The organism is Streptomyces sp. NPDC087440 (assembly GCF_044744005.1).
Taxonomy (GTDB): Bacteria; Actinomycetota; Actinomycetes; order Streptomycetales; family Streptomycetaceae; genus Streptomyces.
Map to the genome: position 1 here is coordinate 168821 of NZ_JBIUXN010000011.1, position 20211 is coordinate 189031.

General features: G+C 72.6%; 19 protein-coding genes. 6 read left to right on the forward strand and 13 right to left on the reverse strand.

The features are described from left to right. Positions 1–161: 161 nt before the first annotated feature. Entirely contained in the window at positions 162–857 is a 696-nt protein-coding gene (locus ACIO3O_RS22515) for a TetR/AcrR family transcriptional regulator (protein ID WP_401748514.1), read from the reverse strand. A gap of 210 nt (positions 858–1067) precedes the next feature. On the opposite strand from ACIO3O_RS22515, the gene ACIO3O_RS22520 reads away from it, so the two are divergent. Further along, positions 1068–1571, forward strand: a complete 504-nt coding sequence (locus ACIO3O_RS22520; RefSeq protein WP_401748516.1) for a nitroreductase family deazaflavin-dependent oxidoreductase — start codon at positions 1068–1070, stop codon at positions 1569–1571. Positions 1572–1628: 57 nt separating this feature from the next. Here the strand turns inward: ACIO3O_RS22520 and ACIO3O_RS22525 are convergent, their stop codons facing one another. Then, positions 1629–2972 carry a geranylgeranyl reductase family protein gene (locus ACIO3O_RS22525; RefSeq protein ID WP_401748518.1) on the reverse strand — a complete coding sequence of 448 codons (1344 nt, stop codon included), beginning with the start codon at positions 2970–2972 and terminating at the stop codon, positions 1629–1631. 237 nt (positions 2973–3209) lie between these two features. On the opposite strand from ACIO3O_RS22525, the gene ACIO3O_RS22530 reads away from it, so the two are divergent. Then, positions 3210–4589: a dipeptidase gene (locus ACIO3O_RS22530; RefSeq protein ID WP_401748520.1), complete on the forward strand. Its 1380-nt coding sequence runs from the start codon at positions 3210–3212 to the stop codon at positions 4587–4589. Between the two features lie 143 nt (positions 4590–4732). Next, positions 4733–5443: an MBL fold metallo-hydrolase gene (locus ACIO3O_RS22535; RefSeq protein WP_401748522.1), complete on the forward strand. Its 711-nt coding sequence runs from the start codon at positions 4733–4735 to the stop codon at positions 5441–5443. 16 nt (positions 5444–5459) lie between these two features. Here the strand turns inward: ACIO3O_RS22535 and ACIO3O_RS22540 are convergent, their stop codons facing one another. Continuing rightward, positions 5460–6521, reverse strand: coding sequence for an NUDIX domain-containing protein (locus ACIO3O_RS22540; RefSeq protein ID WP_401748524.1), 1062 nt, complete (start codon positions 6519–6521; stop codon positions 5460–5462). A 284-nt stretch (positions 6522–6805) separates the two neighbouring features. Between ACIO3O_RS22540 and ACIO3O_RS22545 the strand changes: the two genes are divergently transcribed. Then, positions 6806–6988, forward strand: a complete 183-nt coding sequence (locus tag ACIO3O_RS22545; RefSeq protein WP_401748525.1) for a hypothetical protein — start codon at positions 6806–6808, stop codon at positions 6986–6988. Positions 6989–7050: 62 nt separating this feature from the next. On the opposite strand, the gene ACIO3O_RS22550 is transcribed toward ACIO3O_RS22545, so the two are convergent. The 3 genes from ACIO3O_RS22550 to ACIO3O_RS22560 all read right to left on the reverse strand — a co-directional run bounded on the left by ACIO3O_RS22550 (position 7051) and on the right by ACIO3O_RS22560 (position 9454). After that, positions 7051–7839, reverse strand: a complete 789-nt coding sequence (locus ACIO3O_RS22550; RefSeq protein ID WP_401748527.1) for an SDR family NAD(P)-dependent oxidoreductase — start codon at positions 7837–7839, stop codon at positions 7051–7053. After that, positions 7832–8365 (reverse strand): cupin domain-containing protein, encoded by a 534-nt coding sequence (locus tag ACIO3O_RS22555; protein WP_401748529.1) that lies wholly within the window; start codon positions 8363–8365, stop codon positions 7832–7834. Before ACIO3O_RS22555 ends, ACIO3O_RS22550 begins: the two co-directional genes overlap by 8 nt. Positions 8366–8512: 147 nt before the next feature. Next, entirely contained in the window at positions 8513–9454 is a 942-nt protein-coding gene (locus ACIO3O_RS22560) for an ROK family protein (RefSeq protein WP_401748531.1), read from the reverse strand. 319 nt (positions 9455–9773) lie between these two features. Between ACIO3O_RS22560 and ACIO3O_RS22565 the strand changes: the two genes are divergently transcribed. Continuing rightward, positions 9774–10769 (forward strand): LacI family DNA-binding transcriptional regulator, encoded by a 996-nt coding sequence (locus ACIO3O_RS22565; protein WP_401748533.1) that lies wholly within the window; start codon positions 9774–9776, stop codon positions 10767–10769. A 24-nt stretch (positions 10770–10793) separates the two neighbouring features. On the opposite strand, the gene ACIO3O_RS22570 is transcribed toward ACIO3O_RS22565, so the two are convergent. The 6 genes from ACIO3O_RS22570 to ACIO3O_RS22595 form a co-directional block, all read right to left on the reverse strand. Further along, complete coding sequence (locus ACIO3O_RS22570) at positions 10794–12803, reverse strand: protein kinase (protein WP_401748535.1); 2010 nt, start codon at positions 12801–12803, stop codon at positions 10794–10796. A gap of 76 nt (positions 12804–12879) precedes the next feature. Further along, the gene (locus tag ACIO3O_RS22575; RefSeq protein ID WP_401748537.1) at positions 12880–14178 is read right to left on the reverse strand and encodes a DUF6986 family protein; all 1299 of its coding nucleotides are present in this window, start codon (positions 14176–14178) and stop codon (positions 12880–12882) included. Positions 14179–14340: 162 nt separating this feature from the next. Continuing rightward, on the reverse strand, positions 14341–15303 hold the full coding sequence (locus tag ACIO3O_RS22580) for an electron transfer flavoprotein subunit alpha/FixB family protein (protein ID WP_401748539.1): 963 nt from the start codon (positions 15301–15303) through the stop codon (positions 14341–14343). Between the two features lie 54 nt (positions 15304–15357). Next, a complete protein-coding gene (locus tag ACIO3O_RS22585; protein WP_401748540.1) occupies positions 15358–16143 on the reverse strand; it encodes an electron transfer flavoprotein subunit beta/FixA family protein in 786 nt (261 codons plus the stop codon). Between the two features lie 211 nt (positions 16144–16354). Further along, entirely contained in the window at positions 16355–16867 is a 513-nt protein-coding gene (locus ACIO3O_RS22590; protein WP_401748711.1) for a flavin reductase family protein, read from the reverse strand. Positions 16868–17097: 230 nt separating this feature from the next. Beyond that, positions 17098–17427, reverse strand: coding sequence for a TlpA family protein disulfide reductase (locus ACIO3O_RS22595; protein ID WP_401748542.1), 330 nt, complete (start codon positions 17425–17427; stop codon positions 17098–17100). Between the two features lie 271 nt (positions 17428–17698). Here ACIO3O_RS22595 and ACIO3O_RS22600 point away from each other — a divergent pair, with 271 nt between their 5' ends. Further along, complete coding sequence (locus tag ACIO3O_RS22600; RefSeq protein WP_401748544.1) at positions 17699–18424, forward strand: lysophospholipid acyltransferase family protein; 726 nt, start codon at positions 17699–17701, stop codon at positions 18422–18424. 654 nt (positions 18425–19078) lie between these two features. Here ACIO3O_RS22600 and ACIO3O_RS22605 read toward each other — a convergent pair. Next, positions 19079–20194, reverse strand: coding sequence for a threonine aldolase family protein (locus ACIO3O_RS22605; RefSeq protein WP_401748714.1), 1116 nt, complete (start codon positions 20192–20194; stop codon positions 19079–19081). Positions 20195–20211: the final 17 nt, after the last annotated feature.

A 20211-nucleotide genomic window follows, 5' to 3' on the forward strand; every position in this document is an offset into this window, starting at 1 on the left:
TCGGGGGGCCCCCCCGGCCCCGCCCCCCCCCCCCCCCCCCGCGGGGGGGGGGGGGGTGTGTTTTGGGGGGGGGGGGGGGGGGGTGTGTGGGGGGGGGGGGGGGGGGCCCCCCCCCCCCCCACGAACAGCAACCCCCCACCCACCCGCACAGACCCCCCGCCCTACTCCCCCAGCACGCCCGCCACCCCCGCCAACCCCTCCACCGCATGCACGAAGAACGCCTCCCGCTCCTCCACCACCCGATCGAAGTGCCCGAACACCTCGAAGGAGATCAGCCCGAACAGCTCCGCCCACACCCTCACGAACCCGATCGCCACCGCCGGCGGCAGATCCGGCGCGATGTCGGCCGCCAACCGCTCCGCCTCCCCCCGCAGCCCCGCCGGAATCCGTTCCACGGCGAGCCCCCGGGAGCCGTGCGCGTCCCGGGCGATCGACATCAGTACGGTGACGGCCCTGGCCGCGGGGGCGGCGGTCGTCTGCGGCGCGCTGTACCCGGGGACCGGCGAGCCGTACAGCAGGGCGTACTCCTGCGGGTGGGCCAGTGCCCACTTCCGTACCGCCAGGCACACCCGCACCCACTGCTCCCGGTGTCCCGCCCCGTCCGGTGTCTCGGCCCCGGCCTTCTCCGCCGCCTCGCCGACCGCGTCGTACGCGTCGGTGATCAGCGCGGTCAGCAGGTCGTCCCGGCTGGGGAAGTACCGGTACAGGGCCGAGGACACCATGCCCAGTTCGCGTGCGACGGCCCGCAGCGAGAGCTTTGCCGCGCCCTCGACCGCAAGCTGTCGGCGGGCCTCTTCCTTGATGGCGGCGGTGATCTCGGTCCTGGCCCGTTCCCTGGCCCCTTGTGTAGCGCTCATGGGCACAGTCTGGCACCGCGCGAGAGCACCGCACAACAACGAGTGCACCGCACTAAGGCAAGAGCAGTGCCGCACATCAAGATCGGTGCACACAAAAGAGAGCACTGCTCTTGCTTTGGAGCATCGATCCGCGCAGACTGGTGCTCACAAACGAGAGCACTGCTCTCGCTTCACTGCTTACCGACCACCCATCACCGAGAGGCCCCCGCCATGACCGCCGCACCCCGCACCCACTACCTCCGCCCCAACCGCTTCGACACCCTCGTCAACACGACCATGGGCTGGCTCGCCCGCCGCGGCCTCAGCGTGCTGGGCACCGCCGAGCTCTCCGTCCTCGGCCGCAAGAGCGGCGAGTGGCGCCGTGTTCCGGTCAACCCGCTCCCGTACGAGAACGGCCCCTACCTGGTCTCGGCCCGCGGCCACTCCGAGTGGGTCCGCAACATGCGCGCCGCCGGTGGCGGCAGGCTCCAAGTGGGCCGCCGCACCCAGGAGTTCACGGTAGTGGAGCTGCCGGACGCGGAGAAGCCGGTGATCCTGCGCAGCTACCTCAAGAAGTGGGGCTGGGAGGTCGGCCGCTTCTTCGGCGACGTCAACGCCGACTCCACCGACGCGGAGCTCCTCGCCGCCGCCCCCAAGCACCCGGTCTTCCGCATCACACTGACCGGCGCCGCTCCCGCCCCTTCCGCGGACACCCCGCCCGCGAACGCGAAGTGACCCGCCGCCCCACAGGGACGACGGGCCACCACGTCACACACCACTCACACGGCCGGTTCAGCTCCCGGTGCTCCCGGTGCTCCCGTGGCTCCCGGTGCCCTCGCCGACCCCGGCGCTCCCCGCACCCTCGCCGTCCTTGCGCACCTCGTCCGCCCTGCGCGGCGCCTCCGCCTTGTGCACCGCGTTCAGCGCCCACTGCGCCGCCGGGTGCATCCGTACCAGCTCCGCCAGGGTCGTCTGCCCCCGCGTGATCCGCGTGAAGGCCTTCCACGCGGGCCGCAGTCCGGTGAGCGCGGCGTGCAGCAGCGCCGGGTGGCGTTCGAACTGGGTCAGCATCCGCTTGCCGACGCCCATCTCGACGCCCAGCCCCGCCTTGATGGCGAAGGCGTAGTTCAGGGCCTGCCGACGGGCGTCGACCGCGTCCTGCGCCTCGGCGATCCGCACCGCCCACTCCCCCGCCAGCCGCCCGGACCGCAGCGCGAAGGAGATCCCCTCGCGGGTCCACGGCTCCAGCAGCCCGGCGGCGTCGCCGCACACCAGCACCCGCCCGCGCGACAGCGGCGACCCGGCCGCCCGGCAGCGCGTCAAGTGCCCCGAGGACACGGAGGGTTCGAACCCGGAGAGACCGAGCCGGGCGACGAAGTCCGTCAGGTACTGCTTGGTGGCGGCCCCTTCGCCCTTCGCGGCGATCACACCGACCGTCAGCGTGTCCCCCTTCGGGAAGACCCACCCGTAACTCCCGGGCAGCGGGCCCCAGTCGATGAGCACCCGGCCGGCCCAGTCCTCGGCGACCGTCTGCGGGACCGGGATCTCGACCTCCAGGCCGAGGTCGACCTGGTCGAGTTCGACGCCGACGTGTGCGCCTATCCGGCTGGCACTGCCGTCCGCGCCGACGACGGCCCGCGCCAGGACGGTCTCGCCGTCGGCCAGCACCACGGCCGCGGTGCGCCGGTCGGGCACCGCGGCACCGTGCTGCTCGACCCGGGCGACGGTCACTCCGGTACGGAGCACCGCACCGGCCTGCTGCGCCGACTCGACCAGCGCGTGGTCGAACTCGGCCCGGTTGACCAGCCCGAGCAGCATCTGCCGGGACTTCCTGGTGCGGGTCAGCTTCCCGTTCAGGGAGAAGGTGACCGCGTGGATCCGGTCCCGGAGCGGCAGCACGAACCCGGGCGGCAGGCTGTCCCGGGAGGGGCCGATGATGCCGCCGCCGCACGTCTTGTACCGGGGCAGTTCGGCCTTCTCCAGCAGCAGGACCCGACGCCCGGCGCTCGCCGCGGCGTGAGCGGCGGAGGCCCCGGCCGGTCCCGCCCCGACCACCACGACGTCCCACACGGGCCCGCCGTCCTCGTCCCGCTCGTGTCCGGCGTCTGCTGCGGCGTCTGCGTTCTCGCTGCTCACGATGTGCTTCTGCTCCTGATCCGACCCGTGGCCATGCTTTCCTGCGGCATCCTACGGCGCGGCGGAGGACCGATCCGCTGTGGGAGGATCGGTCATGACTTCCCCGTACACACACCTGTCCGGGAAGCACCCCGGCAGAACCCCCCGAAGAACACCCGGAAGAACCCGAAGCGGGCCGGTGCGCGTGCGTCGTACACGAACCGCCGACCGCCGTCCGCACCCACAAGGAGCGTGCCCATGACCGCCACCCACCCGATCGCCGCGCCCGTCGCCGCGTCCGTCGTCGCGCTGATGCCCCGCGCCAAGTCGGAGCTCGCCGAGCTGGTGGCCTTCCAATCGGTGGCGGACCCCGCGCAGTTCCCCAAGAGCGAGTGCGAGGCCGCCGCGAACTGGTGCGCCGACGCGCTGCGCACCGAGGGCTTCCAGGACGTGGCCCTCCTCGACACGCCCGACGGCACCCAGTCGGTGTACGGCTTCCTGCCCGGCCCCGAGGGCGCGCCGACCGTACTGCTGTATGCGCACTACGACGTACAGCCGCCGCTCGGCGTGGACAAGTGGGTCTCGCCGCCGTTCGAGCTGACCGAGCGCGACGGCCGCTGGTACGGGCGCGGCGCGGCGGACTGCAAGGGCGGGTTCATCATGCACCTGCTGGCGCTGCGCGCGCTCAAGGAGAACGGCGGCGTCCCGGTCAACGTCAAGGTCATCGCCGAGGGCTCGGAGGAGCAGGGCACCGGCGGTCTGGAGCGGTACGCGGAGGAGCACCCGGACCTGCTGGCCGCCGACACCATCGTGATCGGTGACACCGGCAACTTCCGCGTCGGCCTGCCGACCGTCACGGCGACGCTGCGCGGCATGACGATGCTGCGGGTCACCCTGGACACGCTCGAAGGCAACCTGCACTCGGGCCAGTTCGGCGGTGCCGCGCCCGACGCGCTGGCCGCGATGATCCACCTGCTGGCGTCGCTGCGTGACGCGGAGGGCTCCACGACGATCGACGGCCTCGCCGCTGACGGCACCTGGTCGGGCCTGCAGTACCCCGAGGACGAGTTCCGTGCCGACGCGAAGGTCCGCGAGGGCGTCGAGCTGATCGGCACCGGCACGGTCGCCGACCGCATCTGGGCGCGCCCGGCCGTGACCGTCATCGGCATCGACTGCCCGCCGGTCGTCGGCGCGACGCCGTCCCTCCAGGCGAGCGCGCGGGCACAGGTCAGCCTGCGGGTGCCGCCGGGCCAGGACGCGGCCGAGGCGACGAAGCTGCTCACCGCGCACCTGAAGGCGCACGCGCCGTGGGGTGCGCAGGTCTCGGTGGAGCAGGTCGGTCAGGGGCAGCCGTTCCAGGCGGACACCTCCAGCCCGGCGTACACGTCGATGGCGGACGCGATGCGCTTCGCGTACCCGGACGAGGAGATGCAGATCTCCGGCATGGGCGGCTCCATCCCGCTGTGCAACACCCTCGCCGCGCTGTACCCGCAGGCGGAGATCCTCCTCATCGGTCTGAGCGAGCCGGAGGCGCAGATCCACGCGGTGAACGAGAGCGTCTCGCCCCAGGAGCTGGAGCGCCTCTCGGTCGCGGAGGCCCTCTTCCTCACGCACTACGCGGAGTCCAAGAAGGTCTGACCCCGCATCGGGTTCCCCCGGTGCCCCGCATCGGGTTCCCCCGGTGCCCCGCATCGGGTTCCCCCGGTGATCAGCGCTGAGCGAACTATGCGCTGAGCGAAGTCCCATGGCGGCGGACGTGCGCACCCTCGTACGTTCGCCGCATGGACCTCGTAGAGATACTTCCGCACCTGCACATGCTGCGTTTCCCGATCGGCCAGGCGTACCTGTGGCGCGAAGAGACCGCCGAGGGCACCGAGTTGACCCTGATCGACGCCGGGAACCGTGATGCCGCCGCCGACATCGAGCAGGCGATACGCAGCCTCGGCGCCGATCCGCGCGACCTGCGCCGCATCGTGCTCACCCACTGCCACCGCGACCACGTGGGCTGCGCAGGGGAGTTGGCGCAGCGCTACGGCGCCGAGGTCCTGGCACACCGCCTGGACGCCCCGGTGGTGCGCGGCCTCGCCCCCACCCCGGAGCCGGTGCTGCTCGACTGGGAACTCCCTCTGTACGAACACGGGTTGACCGTGCCGGAGGCTCCGGCCACCCGGGTGGACCGGGAGCTGGAGGAGGGCGACGTGCTCGACTTCGGCGGCGGTGCGCGCATCGTGCACGCGCCCGGCCACACGGACGGCTCCCTCGCGGTCCATCTCCCGCACCACGGCGTGCTGTTCACCGGTGACTGCGTCGCGGCGGTGGGCGAGGTGATGCTGGGCGTGTTCAACGTGGACCGCGCCCAGGCCCTGGCCACCATGCGCCGCCTCGCCTCACTGGCCCCGTCCGTGGCCTGCTTCGGCCACGGCGACCCCCTCACGGAGGACGCCGCGACCCGGCTGATCGCGGCGGCGGACAAGGCATCGGCCGGCCAGTGAACCCGTCGGGCCCCGCTCACTCCCCGGTGGCCGGTTGCCCGCCCACCGGCACGCCGTCCTCCAGGTTGAGCACGGTGCCCTCCGCCCGGGCGCGCAGTGCCCAGCGCAGCCGCTCGTACCGGTCGGGCGGCAGCAGCCCGGCCGCCTCCTCCTCGCTGACGAACCGCCACTGGCGCAGCTCGGGACCCGGCAGCATTACCTGACGGGCCTCGTCGTCCGTCAGCCGTCCGCCGTCGAACAGCATCCGGATGCCGCCGAACGCGGGCGGGCGGGGCGGTTCCCAGTCGACGACCAGCAGCCGGGGCATCGTCTCCAGCCGTATCCCGGTCTCCTCCGCCACCTCCCGCAGCCCGGCCGTCGCGGGCGGCTCGCCGCTCTCCACGACACCCCCGGGAAACTCCCAGCCGGGCTTGTACGTCGGGTCCACGAGCAGCACCCGGCCCTCGGCGTCGAAGAGCAGCACCCCGGCCGCGAGGGTCTCGGCGGTCGGCGGCGGCGTCTGCACGATCTCGCAGGCCCGGGCCGCCCCGCTGCGTACCGCGTCGGCGACGATCTCGGCGATCTCGTACGGAGTGCGGTGGCCGCCGTCCACGACGTGGGCGTCGCCGGTGATCCAGCCGAGGGCGGCGCGGTAGGGCTCGATGCGGTCGTACGCCCACTGGCGCACCCGTGTCTCGGTGTCGGCCTCGCTCAGGCCGGGCTCCTCGCGGGCGGCGATCCGCTCGCGCAGGATCGTTTCCTCGACCTGGAGCAGCACATGGTGCACGGGTATGCGGCGGGAGGCGAGTCCGCCGAAGATCTCGTCCCGGTACTCCTGCCGCAGCAGCGTCATCGGCACCACCAGCACCCCGCCGACCTCGGCGAGCAGGGCCGCGGCCGTGTCGACGACCATGCGCCGCCAGATGGGCAGGTCCTGGTAGTCGCTCACTTCGGCGAGCCGCTTGGCCGGCAGCAGGTGGCGGAGCCCGGCGCCGATCACCTCCGGGTCGTACAGGGTGCTGTTCGGGATCAGATCGATCAGTTCGCGCGCGGTACTGGTCTTGCCCGCTCCGAACGCACCGTTGACCCACACAATCACGGTTCCCCCTCTGCCGTGGCCCTCAGTGGACTGCCCGCAACACCCTGCCACGGATAGCGGGTCCTGCGGCATGGGGCCTGCGCCGGTCCGGACACGCACCGCGACGGTTCGCGCACACAACCGTGGCCGTCCTGTGGCCCGGCGCAGGCAACGCTTCGCCTGTCCACGCGCGTCGATGCAGACAACGGGGGCGCTCCCGGGACGACTGCGACCGTGACCGCTGGTGACGGAGTCTCGTTGGGCGCACAGAGGTACAGCAGGAGCACGGACGAAGGGGGTGCGGTATGAACCGCACTGTTTTGCGACGTTTTCCGGCCGGTGGCCCGCGCGGCAGCTGGCCCGCCGAGGAGTACGCGAACGCCCGCCGCGCGGAGGGGTGTCCGGCGGAGGTCGTCATGGACCTCGACGCGGACTGCTTCCTCGTGGTCGAGGTGCGGCAGGCACCGGCGGAGGCGGCGGCGCTCTGAGCGCCGCCGCCGAGGGGGCGCCGCCAGCAGGTGGTGGCACCGCCAGCAGGCGCGGGGCGGCGCTACCAGGTGGGGGCGGCGCTCACTCCGCCGTCCACCACCAGGTTCGTGCCCGTGACCCACGCGGCGGCGTCCGAGGCCAGGAAGACGCAGGCGTTGCCGATGTCGGCGGGGCTGCCGAGGCGGCCCAGGGGTGCGGTCCCGGTCCAGCGGCGTACGCCGTCGGGCCAGTCCTCGGCGAGGCCGGGGCGGTCGATCAGGCCCGGTGAGACGGTGTTGACGCGGATCGCGTCCGGGCCGTGCTCCAGGGCCGCCGACCGGGCGAACATGATCAGGGCGGCCTTGGACGCGCAGTAGTGCGCGTGCCCGGGGGTCGCCATGGTCCCCTCGATCGAGGCGATGTGCGTGATGCTGCCGCCGCCGCGCGCGGCGAACAGGGGGGCCGCCGCCCGGGTGCAGGAGAAGGCGCTGGTGGTGTTCGCGTCGTACAGCGTCCGCCAGTCGTCGGCGGTCATGTCGGCGAGGGCCTGGACCGGCTGGATCCCGGCGTTGTTGACGAGCGCGTCCAGTCCGCCCTGCCAGTCGGCCGCCGTCTCGACGAGCCGTTCGCACTCCGACTCCCGGGTCAGATCCGCCTGTACGGGCAGGGCCTTGCCCCCTCGCTCCACGATGCGGGTGGCGAGGGCGTGGGCGGCCTTCTCGTCCTGCCGGAAGTGGACGACGACGGCCGCCCCGGCGGCGGCGAACCGCTCGGCGATGCCGCCCCCGACGAGCCCGCTGGCCCCGGTGACCAGGACGACGCGGCCCGTGAGGTCGAACGGCGTGGTGTCACGGGCGGGCGTCTCAGGCATGGTCGTCACCTTCGGTCATGGTCAGCGGGGCGTCGGGGCGGCACAACTGCCCCACCAGATCGGCGTGTTCGGGGTAGGCCTTGGCCAACTCCGCCGCGTCGCCGCCCTCGTAGTCCGTCGGGAGGAAGCCGGGGGCCATGGTCGTCCCGAACAGCGACCACGCCCCGCCGGGCGCGACGCGGGCGCCCATCCAGGTGCCCGCTGGGACGACGTACTGCACGATCCCCTCGCTCCCCCCGAGGAGGAGGCGGCGGCCGGTGCCGTCGGGGGCGAGGAGGAGGAGTTCGAGGGGGTCGCCCCGGTAGAAGTGCCAGACCTCGTCGGTGGGCAGCCGGTGCAGGGCGGAGAAGTCGTCCGGGGCACGGGTGAGCAGCACCAGGATCGCGGTGCCGGACGGGCGCCCGGTGTCGTCCGGTTCTCCGGCCCAGGTCTGGCGGAACAACCCGCCCTCGATGGGGAGGGGCTGGAGCCTGAGGGTCGCGGCGATGCGGTGTGCTTCGGCGAGGGCGTCCTGGTCGGCGGTCACGGGCCGAACGTACCCGTCTCCGAGCGGCCTACGCCTCGCGCCGGGTCCGCCGCTCAGAAGCGCTCCTCGGGGTTGGGCCCGGAGGTCAGGCTCACTCCGTCCCCACCTCGTGCAGGGGTACGGTGCGACCGGCCGCCGGAGTCCCCCTCAGCGCGGGCCGAGCAGGACGGCCCCCGCCGCCCCGACCAGCCCCGCCTCCGTCCCCATGCGCGCGGGCACGACCCGCAGTCCCCGTACGAAGGAGAGCTTCGCGTAGTCCCCGAGCGCCCGCCGCAGCGGCGTGAAGAGCACCGGGCCCGCGCCCGCCACTCCCCCGCCGATCACCGCGATCTCCACCTCGACCAGCGTCGCCGTCGCCGCGATCCCCGCGGCCAGCGCCTGGGCGGCCCGCTCGAACGAGGCGACGGCGACCGGGTCACCGGCTTCGGCCGAGGCGGCGACCCCGGCGGCGGTGGCGTCGCCGTCGGGTCCGGGCCGCCATCCCTGTTCCGCCGCGCGGCGTGCGATGTTGGGCCCGCTGGCGATGCGCTCGACGCAGCCTCGCGAGCCGCACGGGCACAGGTCGCCGTCCAACTCGACGCTGATGTGCCCGATGTGACCCGCGTTGCCGGTGGGACCGGGGTGCAGCCGCCCGTTGAGGACCAGTCCCCCGCCCACTCCCGTCGAGACGACCAGGCACAGCGCGTTGTCGTACCCCTGCGCCGCCCCCTGCCAGTGCTCGGCCGCGGTCATCGCGACGCCGTCCCCGACCAGTCGTACGGGCAGCCCGTCGGCCACCGCGCCCACCCGGGCCACCAGCGGAAACCCGCGCCAGCCAGGGACGTTGACGGGGCTGACCGTACCGGCGGACGCGTCCACCGGTCCGGCGCTGCCGATGCCCACGGCGCGGGCCCGGGCCCACAGCGGGGACTTCCGCAGCTCGGCGACGACCTCCTCCACCGCCCCCATCACCACGTCGCCGTCCTCCTGTGCCGGGGTCGGGCGCTGTGCCTTGACGTGGATGCGGCCGGTGTCGTCCACGAGCGCGCCCGCGATCTTGGTACCGCCGATGTCGAGCGCGGCGACGAGGTCGGTGAACTCGAAGGACATCGGCGAACATCTCCAGTAAGAAGAGGAGCAGGAAAGATCAAACGACGGGGTCAGTCTCCGTGGAGCTGACAACGTTGTCCAGATGGCGGGGCGCTCTGCGCCCTATGCTCGGTGCCGCAGCGACACCGCGCCCCCACAACTGACCGCTCGTACACACTCCCCACGACCGACAGGACAGAGCACCGTGGCCGACACCGCTCCCCCGCCTTCCGCCGCAGGGAGGTCCCAGTCCCCGGACGCAGCGAGGTCCCCGTATCCGGGCGCGGGGAGGCTCCCGCGCCCCGTTCCCGCGCAACGCCGTTACGGCAACCGGCCGACGATGAAGGACGTCGCCGCCCGCGCGGGCGTCGGCCTCAAGACGGTGTCCCGGGTCGTCAACGCCGAACCGGGCGTCACCCCCGACACCGAACGGCGCGTCAAGGAGGCCATCGACGCCCTGGGTTTCCGCCGCAACGACAGCGCCCGCGTCCTGCGCAAGGGCCGCACGGCGAGCATCGGGCTGGTCCTGGAGGACCTCGCCGACCCGTTCTACGGTCCGCTGAACCGTGCCGTGGAGGAGGTCGCCCGCGCGCACGGGGCCCTGCTCATCAACGGCTCCAGCGCCGAAGACCCGGACCGGGAGCAGGAGTTGGTGCTCGCGCTGTGTGCGCGCCGGGTGGACGGGCTGATCGTGATTCCGGCCGGGGACGACCACCGCTACCTGGAGCCGGAGATGGCGGCGGGTGTGGCGATCGTGTTCGTGGACCGCCCGGCGGGCCGGGTCGACGCCGATGTCGTACGGTCCGACAGCTTCGGCGGCGCACGCGCCGGGGTCGCCCACCTCATCGCCCACGGGCACCGCAGGATCGGCTTCATCGGCGACCAGCCGCGCATCCACACCGCCACCGAGCGGCTGCGCGGCTACCACGCGGCCATGGCGGACGCGGGGCTCGCGGTGGCTCAGGAGTGGGTCGCACTGGGCAGCACCGAGCCGCAGCGGGTGCGCAGCGCGGCGGAGGCGATGCTGGACGCGGCGCACGAGCCGGTGACGGCGGTGTTCACCGGCAACAACCGGGTGACGGTCACGGTCGTACGGGTGCTGGCCGAGCGGGAACGGCCGGTCGCCCTGGTCGGGTTCGACGACTTCGAGCTGGCGGACCTGCTGGTGCCCGGGGTCACGGTGGTCGCGCAGGACGCGGCGACGCTCGGCCGCACCGCTGCCGACCTGCTGTTCAGCCGTCTCGACGGGGCGGGCGGCGCGCCGTCGCACGTGGTGCTGGAGACGCGGCTGGTGGCCCGGGGTTCGGGTGAGATCCCGCCGTGGGACGCGGGGTGATCCCGTCGGCGTGCGGCGGCCGGATCAGCAGGCGGGCAGCCCGGGCAGCGGCTTGTCGTTGTCGCCGCCCTTGAGGTAGACCACGCTGACGTAGACGTTGGTGTTGCCGCTGTCGTCGTCGGTCTTGGCCCACCACACGTTGGTCCACTTGCCGTAGGTCACCCGGCGGCCCAAGTCGGCCTGGCAGTAGAAGTAGTTGGTGCCCGCGTTGAGCGTGCCCGCGCGCTCGCCGCCCGCGCGTATCGAGTCCGAGGAGCGCCAGACGTCGCAGTTGTACTTGCCGCCGCCGACGCCGTGACACGCGGGCGCCGGGTCCGGCGGGGGCGGGTTGTTGCCCCCGGTGGTGCCGGAGTTGCCGCCCGTGGAGCCGCCGCCGGAACCGGAGGACCCGCCACCGGGCTTGCCCCCTGTCGAACCGCCGTTCGTCGCACCGCCGTTGCGGCCGCCGGAGGAGGTACCGCCGTCGGCCCCCTCCGTCTTCTTGCCACCCTTCGCGGGCGGGGGCGTCTTCGCGTCGTCGCCCTTGCCCTTCCCCTTGTCCTTGGCGTCCTTGTCGTCCTTGCCGGAGGACTGGGGCGGCTTGGTCTTCAGGTCGGCGTCGGTCGGCAGGGCCCCCGGTGCCAGCGGGCTGTCCTCGCTCGGGGCGCCGTCGCCGGACGCGGACCCGGTGGCCGTCGGGCTGCCGGAGGCGAGGGGGGCGCCGTCCCGCTGGGTCACGGCGTACGTCACGCCCGCGCCGACGAGCAGCACCGCGGCGACGCCCGCCGCGACGACGGCCTTGCGGCGGCCGCCCGGCGACGCGCCGGACTCCTCGCGCCGCCCACCGGTCGGCTGCGCCGCCGGGTCGCCGACGGAGGGGCCGGGCCCGGCACCGTAACCCTGCTGCCCGAAGGAAGGACCGGCGGATGGCACGGGTCCGCCCTGGAAGGCGGGCGGCTGGACGGCGGCGGAGTTCGGCCCGGTCCCGTACGAGGGCTGAGCGGCGGGGTTGGGCCCGGTCCCGTACGAGGGCTGGGCGGCGGGGTTCGGCCCGGTCCCGTACGGGGGCTGGGCGGAGGGGCCGGGTCCGTAGGCCGGGGCGTTCGTACCGTACGCACCGACGTTCGCGGCACCGTACGCCGCAGGGGACGGCGGGCCGAAGCCCTGCGCCTGCTGTCCGTGGGGCGCTGCGGGGCCGAACCCCTGGCCGGGACCGGAGGTGTCGTCGGCGACGGCGGCGAGCAGCCGGGCGGCCTCGTCCGCGTCGGGGCGCTGCGCCGGGTCCTTGCTCATCAGCCGTTCCAGGACCGGGGCGAGCGGCCCCGAGCGCACCGGCTCCGGCAGCGGTTCCACGACGATCGCGGTCAGCGTCGACCAGGTCGACGTGCGGCGGAACGGCGAGCCGCCCTCGACCGCCGCGTACAGCGTCGCGCCCAGTGCCCACACGTCGGAGGCGGGACCGGGTTCCTGGCCCTGGGCGCGCTCGGGCGCCAAGTAGTCGAGGGAGCCGACCAGTTCGCCGCTGCGGGTGAGGTGGGTGGTGGAGCCGTCGCCGGGGTCCTCCATGGCGGCGATGCCGAAGTCGGTGAGGACGACGCGTCCGCCGCGCTCCAGCAGGATGTTGCCGGGCTTGACGTCGCGGTGCAGGACGCCGACGCGGTGGGCGGCGGCCAGGGACTCCAGCACCTTCGCGCCGATACCGGCGGCTTCACGGGGGTCGAGCGGGCCGCGTTCGGCGAGGACGTCGTCGAGGGAGGGGCCGTCGACCAGCTCCATCACGATGACGGGCCGGCCCTCGTGCTCGGTGACGTCGTGGACGGCGACGACTCCGGAGTGCCGCACCCGGGCCGCGGCCCGCGCCTCGCGCTGCATGCGGACGGTGAGGTCGGCGAGTTCGGGTGCGGAGGAGTCGTTGTACGTACGGAGTTCCTTGACGGCGACCTCGCGGCCGAGCACCTCGTCGACGGCGCGCCAGACGACGCCCATGCCGCCGCGTCCGAGCTGTTCGATCACGCGGTAACGGCCGGCCAGCCGCTCGTTCTCCCCCGTAGCCACCACTGCCCCGTTCCGTTGCGCCCCAATGAGTGGTCGCGAACAGAGTACGGGGCAGCAGTGACAGCCGGTCGGGCGGTTACTGGGCGGACGCCGTGAGGTCCCCGCGACGCGGTGCGGCGAAGCCCTCCAGGTCGGCCCGGGTCAGGCCGCTGAGCTTCGCGACCTCGGCGACGTCGAGCGCGCCGCACTGGATGCCGCGCAGCAGGTAGGAGGCGAGCGCCTTGGCGGACGCGGGCTCGTCGGCGACGTCGCCGCCGGTGACCTGGTTCGCGTACGCGGCCAGACGCGCGGCGGCCTGCTCGAAGCCCTCGCGGTAGTACGTGAAGACGGCCGCGTAGCGGGTCGGCAGGTGGCCCGGGTGCATGTCCCAGCCCTGGAAGTAGGCGCGGGCCAGGGCGCGGCGGGTGAGGCCGTAGTGCAGCCGCCAGGCGTCGTGCACCTTCTCGGTGGAGCCGACGGGCAGGACGTTGGTGGAGCCGTCCGAGACGCGTACGCCGGTGCCGGCGGCGGCGACCTGCATGATCGCCTTGGCGTGGTCGGCGGCCGGGTGGTCGCTGGCCTGGTAGGCGGCGCTGACGCCGAGGCAGGCGCTGTAGTCGAAGGTGCCGTAGTGCAGCCCGGTGGCACGGCCCTCGGCGGCGTCGATCATGCGGGCGACGGTGGCGGTGCCGTCGGCGCCGAGGATGGACTGGCTGGTCTCGATCTGGATCTCGAAGCCGATGCGGCCCTCGGGCAGCCCGTGCGCCTTCTCGAAGGCCTCGACCAGGCGCACCATCGCGGTGACCTGCTCGCAGTACGTCACCTTGGGCAGGGTGAGGACGAGCCCGTCGGGGAGCCCGCCGTTCTCCATCAGGCCGGTGAGGAAGACGTCCAGCGTGCGGATGGCCCGCTCGCGCACCGGGGCCTCGAAGCACTTCATGCGGATACCGGTGTACGGGGCGGCCGTGCCGTCCTGGTACGAGGCGGCCACCAGGCGCGCGGCGCGGGCGGTGTAGGCGTCCTCCTCGGCGGCGGGGCCGGTGTAGCCGTCCTCGAAGTCGACCCGGAGGTCCTCGATCGGCTCGCGCTCCAGCTTGGCGCGCACCCGGTCGTACACGGCGTCGGCGAGGGCCGCGTCGAGGCCGAGCACCTCGGCGAAGGCGGCGGCGTTCGGGGCGTGCTCGTCGAGCATCTTCAGCGCCTGGTCGCCCCAGGAGCGGATGGTGCCCGCGTCGTAGAGGTTGCCGGGGACGTACACGGTGTGGACGGGCTGCCGGGTTCCGGGGTCTCCGGGGTAGCGGCGCTCAAGCTCCGCGTCCACGGCGACGAGGGACGCGCTGATCCCCTCGCTGACCGCACCGGCGAGGCTCGTTGCCACCTTCTCCTGCTGACCCATTCCAACCCTCCAAGTTTCCGCTTCACGGAATCAACAATCCGCATAGTGAAGTTAATGCGGCTCACGACCGGAGTCAATGGGTGCCCGACACACGTACCGCAACGGCTCGGGGCCGCACGGCGTTTGTCGCCGTGCGGCCCCGAGTCGTACAGAATGCGCAGGTCAGCCCTTGCGGGCTTCGACCTCGGTGGTGAGCTGGGGGACGACCTCGAAGAGGTCACCGACGACGCCGTAGTCGACGAGCTCGAAGATCGGGGCCTCGGCGTCCTTGTTGATCGCCACGATCGTCTTCGAGGTCTGCATACCGGCCCGGTGCTGAATCGCACCGGAAATACCGGAGGCGATGTACAGCTGCGGGGACACGCTCTTGCCGGTCTGGCCGACCTGGTTGGAGTGCGGGTACCAGCCCGCGTCCACCGCGGCGCGGGAGGCGCCGACGGCCGCACCGAGGGAGTCGGCGAGCTTCTCGATGATGGAGAAGTTCTCCGCACCGTTCACCCCGCGGCCGCCGGAGACCACGATCGCGGCCTCGGTCAGCTCCGGACGCCCGGTCGACTCACGCGGGGTCCGCGCCACAACCTTCGTCCCCTTCGCCGCGTCCGAGAACGACACGGTGAGGGCTTCGACCGCACCGGCGGCCGGGGCGGCCTCGACCGGGGCCGAGTTCGGCTTCACCGTGATGACCGGGGTGCCGGTCGAGACCCGCGACTTGGTGGTGTACGAGGCGGCGAACACCGCCTGCGTCGCCACCGGACCCTCAGCACCGGCCTCCAGGTCGACGGCGTCGGTGATGATGCCGGACTTGATCCGCACCGCGAGACGCGCGGCGATCTCCTTGCCCTCCGCCGAGGACGGCACCAGCACGGCGACCGGGGACACCGCCTCGTACGCGGCCTGGAGCGCCTCGACCTTCGGCACGACGAGGTAGTCGGCGAACTCCGGGGCGTCGGCGGTCAGCACGCGGGTGGCGCCGTGCTCACCGAGCAGGCCGGCGGCGGCGTCGCCACCAGCACCGAGGAAGACCGCGACGGGCTCGCCGATCCGGCGGGCCAGGGTCAGCAGTTCGAGGGTGGGCTTGCGGACGGCACCGTCGACGTGATCGACGTAGACGAGAACTTCAGCCATGAGAAATGCTCTCCTGCAACAGACGAAGGGTGGTGGGGTGAAGGGGCCGGGTTCTTAGATGAACTTCTGGCCCGCGAGGAACTCGGCGAGCTGCTTGCCGCCCTCGCCCTCGTCCTTGACGATCGTGCCCGCCGTACGCTCCGGACGCTTGTCCGCGGAATCCACGGCCGTCCAGGAACCCTCCAGGCCCACCAACTCGGCCTCCAGGTCCAGATCGTCCAGATCCAGGGACTCCACCGGCTTCTTCTTCGCCGCCATGATCCCCTTGAACGAGGGGTAGCGGGCCTCACCCGACTGGTCCGTCACCGAGACCACGGCCGGCAGGGAGGCTTCGAGCTGCTCGGAGGCGGCATCGCCGTCGCGGCGGCCGGTGACCACCCCGTCCGCCACCGACACCTCGGACAGCAGTGTCACCTGCGGCACCCCCAGGCGCTCGGCCAGGATCGCCGGGAGCACACCCATCGTGCCGTCCGTCGACGCCATACCCGCGATCACCAGGTCGTAGCCGGTCTTCTCGATCGCCTTGGCGAGCACCAGCGAGGTCGCCATCACGTCCGAGCCGTGCAGATCGTCGTCCTCGACGTGCACCGCCTTGTCCGCACCCATCGACAACGCCTTGCGCAGCGCGTCCTTCGCGTCCTCCGGACCCACCGTCAGCACGGTGATCTCCGCGTCGTCGGCCGCCTCCGCGATCTGCAACGCCTGCTCGACCGCGTACTCGTCCAGCTCCGACAGCAGACCGTCGACATCGTCCCGGTCGACCGTCAGGTCATCGGCGAAGTGCCGGTCACCAGTGGCGTCGGGCACGTACTTCACACAGACAACGATCCTCAAGCTCACGCCGGGTCTCCTACTGCATCGTCTATTTGTCGGCTGCCTCGTTGCAGGCAGCATAGGCGCCTGAAGGGGCGGTTTCCGGTCGGGGCGGGTTGCGCTCCGACCGGAATATTACTCGTCAGTACACCCAGAGGGTTCCCCACAAGCAAGCGCTGGTAACTGTGACCTTGCCAACGCCGTGCAATCACCGACAAATCCGCGCTTTCGGGAACTCTCAGTCGCGCAGCGCGTTGAAGCGTCCCTGGTGGTAGAGGAGGGGTCGCCCCTCCCCCGTCGGGTCGCCCGCGACGGCCTGCGCGAGCACGATCCGGTGGTCTCCGGCGGGTACCCGCGCCACCACGCGGCACACCAGCCACGCCAGGACGCCGTCCAGTACGGGAACGCCTTCGGGCCCCGCGTGCCAGCGGGTGGGCTCGCCGAAGCGGTCGGCGCCGCTGCGGGCGAACGTCGCGGCGAGGGTCTCCTGGTGGTCGCCGAGTATGTGGACGCCGATGTACTCGGCGTCGGCGACCACGGGCCAGCTGGAGGACCCCGTACCGATGCCGAAGGAGACCAACGGGGGCTCGGCGGCGACGGAGTTGAGGGAGGTGGCGGTGAATCCCACGGGGCGGCCGTCGCGGCCGGCCGCGGTGATGACGGCGACCCCCGCCGCGTGCTGGCGGAAGACCGAGCGGAGCAGCTCGGGGGTGGCCTGCTGGGGAACGGCAAGGGTGGGCTGGAGCGTCATGGAGTTGTCCTTCTGCGGGAACGGAATGCGCACTTCTGGGGTCCGTGGCTGCTCAGACACCCGGACAGCGCGCACTCGCGTTGCGGGCCAGGTCCACATGGGCCCGCCCGTAGAGAAGGAGTTCCGGCGGCATGACGTCAGACTGACGATTCCGGGTGCGCACCGTCAAGTGCGCGCGGGGCCCGGGGCGCTAGGAGATTGATCACTTCCGGTCGCGCGCAATGCTCCGTTCACACGACAGCCCGCCCGAGCGCCGCGATGACGTCCACGCGGCGCGGCTGTCCCGCCGCCCGGCGCACGATCCGCCCCTCGGCGTCCAGGACGAGCACGGTCGGCGTCTGGCGGATGTCGAGTTCCCGTACGAGAGCGAGGTTGTCCTCGGCGTCGATCTCCACGTGCGTGACGCCGTCGACCATCGCGGCGACCTCCTCCAGGGTCCTGCGGGTGGCCCGGCAGGGCTGGCAGAAGGCGCTGGAGAACTGCACGAGGGTGGCCCGCTCCCCCGGCTCGACACCGAGCTCGGTCGCGCCCAGCCGTCGCACGCCGTCCTGTTCCGGCATATTTCACCCTCCCCTTACGCACTGCTTGTCACAGTGTGCAGCGTGCGGCGCGGTGCGGCGATTCCCGCGGTCGTACGACACTTGTCATGAGCCCGCAGCAGGTCAGGGCATGGACGGACATCGTGCGACGTGACGAGAATCTCGCGTTCTGGGTACCCGGGGACTGGCTACTCGGCCGCACATGGGGCACGATCTGCCCAACGCCGAAAACCTACGGCAGCGTAACTTTCACACCGGGAGAGCCCTCCCCGGTCAGAGAAGGGTCCCCGTCATGGCAGAACTCGTCTATCGGCCGGTCATCGGCGCCGCGCGCACGCTCTTCAAGGCGCTCGACCTCAAGATCGACACACAGGGTTCTGAGAACATCCCCCGCTCCGGCGGGGCCGTGCTGGTCAGCAACCACATCAGCTACCTCGACTTCGTCTTCAACGGCCTGGCCGCCCTGCCGCAGAAGCGCCTGGTGCGCTTCATGGCGAAGGAGTCGGTGTTCCGGCACAAGGTGTCGGGGCCGCTGATGCGCGGCATGAAGCACATTCCGGTGGACCGCAAGCAGGGTGAGAACGCGTACAAGCACGCGCTGGAGTCGCTGCGCTCGGGCGAGATCATCGGGGTCTTCCCCGAGGCCACGATCTCCGAGTCCTTCACCCTGAAGAGCTTCAAGTCGGGTGCGGCCCGGCTCGCCCAGGAGGCGGGCGTGCCGCTGATCCCGATGGCGGTCTGGGGCACCCAGCGGATCTGGACCAAGGGCAAGCCGCGCAACTTCGGCCGCAACCACATCCCGATCACGATCCGGGTGGGCAAGCCGGTGGAGGCGGCGGCGGGTGAGTACGCGGGCGCGGTGACCCGTCGCTTGCGCGAGCGCGTCCAGGAGCTGCTGGAGGCTGCGCAGCGGGCGTACCCGGTGCGGCCGAAGGATGACAAGGACACGTGGTGGATCCCGGCGCACCTGGGCGGCACGGCGCCGACGCCGGCGCAGCTGCGCGAGGCGACGGGCTGATCGACGGCGCTCAGAGGGCGTTCGACGGGGCTTCCCAGGGGTGGGGCCGGTCGGGCGCCCTTTCGCGTACGTGAGACACGGGCCCGCCCTCGATCGCGGGCGCTCGCTCTCCCGCGCCGGGTGGCTCCACGCATGCTCACTGTCCCGTGCCGGGTGGCTGAACGCATGCTCGCTGTCCCGTGCCGGGTGGCTCGTCCGTGCCCCTTTAGGGGCGCGGGGAACTGCGCGACCAGCCACGACTGATCTGCACGGGACCGAGACCCAACTCCCCCTGCACGGGAACCGTGCATGCCCCCGCGGGTTTAGGTGAAGGGGCGGGGCTGGGGACCCCTTGCCCCGGCGGGGCGGGGCTGCGCGTGCCCGGTGCCGGGGGGCGGGCCCGGGGCCCCTGCGGTGACGTGCACCCGGTATCGGGGTGGGCCAAGGGGCGGCACCCGGGTGGGCCGGGAGCGGGAGGGGCCGCCCCCTTGCCCGCCCGTCCCGCCCCCGGGGGGCGGCCCCGCCGCCCAAGGCGGCTACGGGGGGAAGTGAGGCGCGACGGGGACCCCGTGAGCCCGTACGCACGGCAGGCCCCCGGCACCCGTGGGCGCGCGGCGGGGTCCCGGCCCGAAGCCGAACCCTAAGCCGAGCCCCCTGACCCCCGCCGGAAGGCGCCTAGCGCGCCATCTCCTCCTTGAGGGCCTGGACAAAGGCGTCCACGTCGTCCTCCGTCGTGTCGTACGCGCACATCCACCGCACGTCCCCCGCCGCCTCGTCCCAGAAGTAGAACCGGAACCGCTTCTGGAGGCGCTCGCTCACCTCGTGCGGGAGCCGGGCGAAGACCGCGTTGGCCTGCACCTCGTAGAGGATCTCGACGCCGTCGACCGCGCGCACCCCGGCCGCCAGCCGCTGCGCCATCGCGTTGGAGTGCTGGGCGTTGCGCAGCCACAGGTCGCGGGCGAGCAGGGCCTCCAGCTGCACCGACACGAAGCGCATCTTCGAGGCCAGCTGCATCGAGGACTTGCGGAGCCGCTTCATCGCCGACGGCCGGACCGCGTCCGGGTTGAGGACGACGACGGCCTCGCCGAAGAGCATGCCGTTCTTGGTCCCGCCGTACGACAGGATGTCGACGCCCACCGCGTTGGTGAAGGCCCGCATGGGCACGTCCAACGACGCCGCCGCGTTGGCGATGCGTGCCCCGTCGAGGTGGACCTTCATGCCGTGCTGGTGGGCGTGGTCGCAGATCGCGCGTATCTCGTCGACCGTGTAGACGGTGCCCAGCTCGGTGTTCTGGGTGATCGAGACGACCTGGGGCATGGCCCGGTGCTCGTCGTCGAAGCCCCAGGCCTGCTTGTCGATCAGCTCGGGCGTGAGCTTGCCGTCCGGGGTGGGCACGGTGAGCAGCTTGAGGCCGCCCATGCGCTCGGGCGCGCCGCCCTCGTCCACGTTGATGTGGGCGCTCTCGGCGGCGACGACCGCACCCCAGCGGTCGGTGAGCGCCTGGAGGGCGACCACGTTCGCGCCGGTGCCGTTGAAGACCGGGAAGGCCTCGGCGGTCGGGCCGAAGTGGGAGCGGATCACCTGCTGGAGGTGGGCCGTGTAGTCGTCCTCGCCGTAGGCGACCTGGTGGCCGCCGTTGGCGAGCGCGAGCGCCGCCAGGACCTCGGGGTGCGCGCCCGCGTAGTTGTCGCTGGCGAAGCCCCGTACGGAGGGGTCGTGGTGGCGGCGCGCGTCGGTCTTCGGGGGGCTGGTGGGGCTCGCAGGGGTGACCGTCGTGGTGGTGGTCGTCACGGTGGTCGTGGTGGTCA

Coding starts and splice junctions, on each gene's coding strand:
- ACIO3O_RS22515 (WP_401748514.1), bottom strand. CDS start 857: ATGAGCGCTACACAAGGGGCCAGGGAACGGGCCAGGACCGAGATCACC.
- ACIO3O_RS22520 (WP_401748516.1), top strand. CDS start 1,068: ATGACCGCCGCACCCCGCACCCACTACCTCCGCCCCAACCGCTTCGAC.
- ACIO3O_RS22530 (WP_401748520.1), top strand. CDS start 3,210: ATGACCGCCACCCACCCGATCGCCGCGCCCGTCGCCGCGTCCGTCGTC.
- ACIO3O_RS22535 (WP_401748522.1), top strand. CDS start 4,733: ATGGACCTCGTAGAGATACTTCCGCACCTGCACATGCTGCGTTTCCCG.
- ACIO3O_RS22545 (WP_401748525.1), top strand. CDS start 6,806: ATGAACCGCACTGTTTTGCGACGTTTTCCGGCCGGTGGCCCGCGCGGC.
- ACIO3O_RS22550 (WP_401748527.1), bottom strand. CDS start 7,839: ATGCCTGAGACGCCCGCCCGTGACACCACGCCGTTCGACCTCACGGGC.
- ACIO3O_RS22560 (WP_401748531.1), bottom strand. CDS start 9,454: ATGTCCTTCGAGTTCACCGACCTCGTCGCCGCGCTCGACATCGGCGGT.
- ACIO3O_RS22565 (WP_401748533.1), top strand. CDS start 9,774: ATGAAGGACGTCGCCGCCCGCGCGGGCGTCGGCCTCAAGACGGTGTCC.
- ACIO3O_RS22575 (WP_401748537.1), bottom strand. CDS start 14,178: ATGGGTCAGCAGGAGAAGGTGGCAACGAGCCTCGCCGGTGCGGTCAGC.
- ACIO3O_RS22580 (WP_401748539.1), bottom strand. CDS start 15,303: ATGGCTGAAGTTCTCGTCTACGTCGATCACGTCGACGGTGCCGTCCGC.
- ACIO3O_RS22590 (WP_401748711.1), bottom strand. CDS start 16,867: ATGACGCTCCAGCCCACCCTTGCCGTTCCCCAGCAGGCCACCCCCGAG.
- ACIO3O_RS22595 (WP_401748542.1), bottom strand. CDS start 17,427: ATGCCGGAACAGGACGGCGTGCGACGGCTGGGCGCGACCGAGCTCGGT.
- ACIO3O_RS22600 (WP_401748544.1), top strand. CDS start 17,699: ATGGCAGAACTCGTCTATCGGCCGGTCATCGGCGCCGCGCGCACGCTC.